The sequence below is a fragment of the Pseudomonas sp. Sample_9 genome (assembly GCF_004307535.1).
Taxonomy (GTDB): domain Bacteria; phylum Pseudomonadota; class Gammaproteobacteria; order Pseudomonadales; family Pseudomonadaceae; genus Aquipseudomonas; species Aquipseudomonas mercuritolerans.
The window spans coordinates 1-2,924 of sequence record NZ_RAZO01000040.1 but is presented as its reverse complement, the minus strand read 5'-3'; the positions used below and the strand labels follow the sequence as shown (position 1 = coordinate 2,924).

The window sequence follows — 2,924 nt, the reverse complement described above, 5'->3', positions numbered from 1 at the left end:
GCGAGGCTGTCGGCTTCTTCGACGGTCTTGTCCTTGCGCCAGCGCAGCATGCGCGGGAAGCGCACGGCGATGCCGCTCTTGTGCCGGCGCGACAGGGCGATGCCCTCGAAGCCGAGTTCGAACACCAGGCTCGGTTTCACGCTGCTGACCGGGCCGAATTTCTCCACGGTGGTCTTGCGCACGATGCTGTCGACCTGACGCATCTCTTCATCGGTCAGCCCCGAATACGCCTTGGCAAACGGCACCAGCGAGCGCTGGCTGGATTCCGGCGGGCCGTCCCACACGGCGAAGGTGTAATCGCTGTACAGACTGGCACGGCGGCCGTGTCCACGCTGGGCATAAATCAGTACCGCGTCGACGCTGAACGGGTCGACCTTCCACTTCCACCACACGCCCATGTCCTTGGTCCGGCCGACGCCATACAGCGAATCGCGGGCCTTGAGCATCATGCCTTCGACGCCGAGTTTGCGTGACGCTTCGCGCTGGCGGCCGAGGTCGAGCCAGTCTTCGCCGGTCAATACAGGGGAGGGCAGCAGTACCGGGCTGTTGCAGCGCGCGATCACCTCTTCGAGTTGCGCCCGGCGCTTGACCTGCGGCTGGTTGCGCCAGTCTTCGCCCTGCCATTCCAGCAGGTCGTAGGCCAGCACCACCACCGGCACTTCTTCGAGAATCTTCTTGTCGAGCGTCTTGCGACCGATGCGTTGTTGCAGCAGGGCGAACGGTTGCACGGCCGGCGGCTCATCGGATTGCGGATCGAAGGCATCTTCAGTCGTCGGATGGGTACTCTTCCAAACGACGATTTCGCCGTCGATCACCGTGCCGTCGGGCAAGCCGTGGACCAGCACATCGAACTCGGGGAAGCGCTCGGTCACCAGTTCCTCGCCGCGCGACCACACCCACAGCTTGCCGTCGCGCTTGACCACTTGCGCGCGGATACCGTCCCACTTCCATTCCACCTGCCAGTCGCTGGCCGGGCCGAGCAGGGCGTCGAATTCCTCGACCGGTTGCGACAAGGCGTGGGCAAGAAAGAACGGGTAGGGCTGGCCGCCGCGCTGGGCATGTTCGTCGGCGGATTCCGGGGCGATCAGTTTCAGATAACTGGCGGCGTTCGGTCGGTTCGACAGATCGGTGTAACCGACCAGACGCTGAGCCACGCGTTTGCTGTCGAGCCCGGCCATCGACGCCAGGGCGCGGGTGACCAGCAACTTCGACACGCCAACGCGGAAACTGCCGGTGATCAGCTTGATGCACAGCATCAGGCTCGGCCGGTCCAGTTGTGCCCACAACATTGGCAGCTGCCGCGCCAGATACTCCGGCGTTTCGCCGCGCAGTGGCAGCAGCCTGTCTTCGATCCATTCGGCGAGACCGGCCTCGGAGCTGTGGGGATTTTCCGGCAGCACCAGAGAAATGGTCTCGGCCAGATCGCCGACCGCCTGATAGCTTTCTTCGAACAACCACGGCTCCAGCCCCGAGACTGCCACCGCCAGCTCGCGGAGGATGCGTACCGGCACCAGTTGTCGCGGCCGTCCACCGGAAAGGAAATACACCGCCCACGCGGCATCTTCTGGCGCGGCCTGCGCGAAGTACGCCTGCATCGCCGCCAGCTTGGCGTTGCTCGACGTGGTGGCGTCGAGTTCGGCATATAACTCGGCGAAGGCTTTCATGGCGATGTCTCGGCAACGGTGGGTTCGCTGGCGATGTTGTCGTCTTCGTCATCGCCGTATTCGGTGGTGAAGCCTTGTGCATCGAGGCCCTGTTCGCGCAGATGGCGCACGAGCACGCCGATCGAGCCGTGGGTGACCATCACCCGTTCCGCGCCGGTCTGGTTGATCGCCCAGAGCAGGCCGGGCCAATCGGCGTGATCGGAAAGGACGAAGCCGCGATCGACGCCGCGCCGCCGCCGGGTCCCGCGCAGGCGCATCCAGCCGCTGGCAAAGGCATCGCTGAACTCGCCGAAACGCCGCATCCAGGTACTGCCGCCTGCTGACGGCGGAGCAATGACCAGCGCCTGGCGCATGATCGGGTCGCTTTTTTTCACGTCGCCCGCATAAATCGTCGGCGGCAGGTACACGCCGGCATCGCGGTACACACGGTTCAACGGTTCGACCGCGCCGTGGCTGAGGATTGGGCCAAGGGTTTCGTCGATGCCGTGGAGAATCCGCTGGGCCTTGCCGAAGGAATAGCAGAACAGCACGCTGGCCTTGCCGGCGGCGATGTTGGCCGCCCACCACTGATTGATCTCGGCGAAGATCTGCGCCTGCGGCTGCCAGCGATAGATCGGCAGGCCGAAGGTCGATTCCGTGATGAAGGTGTGGCAGCGCACCGGTTCGAATGGGGTGCAGGTGCCGTCCGGCTCGACCTTGTAATCCCCCGATGCAACCCAGACCTCGCCACCGTATTCCAGCCGCACCTGCGCCGAACCGAGGACATGCCCGGCGGGGTGAAAACTTAAGGTCACGCCGTGGTGAGTCAGGCGTTGGCCGTAGTCGAGTGTTTGCAACTGGATATCCTGACCGAGGCGCGCGCGCAGAATTCCGGCGCTGGCGCTGCTCGACAGGTAGTGCTGATTACCGGTGCGCGCGTGATCGCCATGGGCATGGGTGATCACTGAACGCTCGACCGGCCGCCACGGATCGATATAGAAATCCCCGGCGGGGCAGTAGAGACCTTCAGGTCGGGCAATAACAAGATCCATGTCGTGACCGGAATGGGGGGCTTGTTAGCTATGAGGCGGGCGTGAGGCTGGAAGTTCGATCGGCTTTGAAGCGCTACCCTCACCCCAGCCCTCTCCCAGAGGGAGAGGGGGGCCGACCGAGTTGAATATGGATCCGGCACAGCCTTGCGCCTGATCCAATGGTGGATTCACCGTCTCTCTTTCAGGTCGGCGCAAGACCCAAGCATCCCCCAATCAGTCCCCTCTCCCT

General features: G+C 64.0%; 2 protein-coding genes. Both read right to left on the bottom strand.

All coding sequences use genetic code 11. The features are described from left to right. The coding region (locus tag D6877_RS02615) for an ATP-dependent DNA ligase (RefSeq protein ID WP_130909742.1) at window positions 1-1,664 on the bottom strand (1,664 nt) is incomplete at its 3' end. Then, the gene (locus tag D6877_RS02610; RefSeq protein WP_071174591.1) at window positions 1,661-2,695 is read right to left on the bottom strand and encodes a ligase-associated DNA damage response exonuclease; all 1,035 of its coding nucleotides are present in this window, start codon (window positions 2,693-2,695) and stop codon (window positions 1,661-1,663) included. The genes D6877_RS02610 and D6877_RS02615, both read right to left, overlap by 4 nt. Between the last annotated feature and the right edge of the window lie 229 nt (window positions 2,696-2,924).

Bases quoted from the DNA above. Each gene is read 5' to 3' on its own strand.
- D6877_RS02610 (WP_071174591.1), bottom strand. From the start codon at position 2,695: ATGGATCTTGTTATTGCCCGACCTGAAGGTCTCTACTGCCCCGCCGGG.